Raw genomic sequence first — 985 nt, forward strand, 5'->3', positions numbered from 1 at the left:
CCCCTGCATCGTCGACGCCGACACCGGCTTCGGCGAGCCCATGAACGTCGCCCGCACCGTCCAGGAACTCGAGAACGCCGGCCTCGCCGGCTGTCACATCGAGGACCAGGTCAACCCCAAACGCTGCGGGCACCTCGACGGCAAGGCCGTCGTCGGCCTCGACACCGCCACCCAGCGCATCCGTGCCGCCGCCGACGCCCGCCGCGACGAGAACTTCCTCATCATGGCCCGCACCGATATCCGTGCCACCGACACCGGCCCCGCCGGGCTCCAGGCCGCCGCCGAGCGCGCCAGGGCCCTCGTCGAGGCCGGGGCCGACGCGATCTTCCCCGAGGCCATGGGCACCCTCGAGGAGTTCCAGGCCATCCGCGACGCCGTCGACGTCCCCGTCCTGGCCAACATGACCGAGTTCGGCAAGAGCCGCCTCTTCACCGCCGCCGAACTCGAGTCCGTCGGCATCAACATCGTCATCTACCCCGTGACCCTCTTGAGGATTGCCATGGGCGCTGCAGAACGTACGCTGGAAGCAATCGCTGCGCATGGCACTCAGGAGGGCCAGGTCGAGGAGATGCTGACTCGTTCCCGCCTCTATGAGCTTGTCGACTATGAGGCGTATAACCGCTTCGATACGAGTGTGTTCAACTTTCAGGTTCCCGGCCGATACTGAAGCCCTGGGGCAGCACCAACGAAGGAGCCCTGCCATGACGCAGCAATCAAATACTGACGAGATCAAGAAGGGCCTCGCCGGGGTGGTGGTGGACTACACCGCCATCTCGAAGGTCAACCCCGAGACGAATTCCCTGCTCTACCGCGGCTACCCGGTCCAGGAGCTCGCCGCACGCTGCACTATGGAGGAGGTCGCCTGGCTCATCTGGCACGGCGAGCTCCCCAGCCACGACCAGCTCCTCGCGTTCGAGCAGCAGGAGCGCGCCGGCCGCGCCCTCGACCCGGTGGTCAAGGCCGTGATCGACGAGCTGCCCACCAC

2 protein-coding genes are annotated in these 985 nt (G+C 66.9%); both read left to right on the forward strand.

The window, feature by feature from the left end; genetic code table 11:
- Positions 1-667: isocitrate lyase/phosphoenolpyruvate mutase family protein (locus tag LK10_RS13980; protein ID WP_043124881.1), on the forward strand; the 667-nt coding region annotated here is incomplete at its 5' end.
- Between the two features lie 34 nt (positions 668-701).
- The coding region (locus tag LK10_RS13985; protein WP_043124883.1) for a citrate/2-methylcitrate synthase at positions 702-985 on the forward strand (284 nt) is incomplete at its 3' end.

The sequence above is a fragment of the Sinomonas humi genome, from assembly GCF_000802235.1.
GTDB lineage: Bacteria > Actinomycetota > Actinomycetes > Actinomycetales > Micrococcaceae > Sinomonas > Sinomonas humi.